General features: G+C 40.7%; 1 pseudogene. It reads right to left on the bottom strand.

The annotated features are described in order from the left end of the window. Positions 1-297: pseudogene (locus tag EHQ17_RS19955) on the bottom strand (integrase core domain-containing protein); the annotation flags it as partial.

A 297-nucleotide genomic window follows, 5' to 3' on the forward strand; every position in this document is an offset into this window, starting at 1 on the left:
CCTCAAGATCCAATCTCGAGTTGGATTGAAGGTGATATTGAACTGAACTATTTTTCTGGATTCGAGATGAATGAAGGCAAGAAGAAACAACGTAGATCCGCAAACCGTGTTGATGCGACAAAGATCCATTGCGACTGTCTGTGCTTGGATTTGAGAGATCAACCGCAGCCACGCGCTCCAATTTCCTCGAAATGGTTTGTATGATTTTAGAATTCTTTTGATGATTCGTTTCACGGAACTTAAGGAAATATCAAATCCTAAAAGTAAAAGCTCTGAATGAATTCTGGAAGCTCCCCA

The organism is Leptospira gomenensis (assembly GCF_004770155.1).
GTDB classification, from domain to species: domain Bacteria; phylum Spirochaetota; class Leptospiria; order Leptospirales; family Leptospiraceae; genus Leptospira; species Leptospira gomenensis.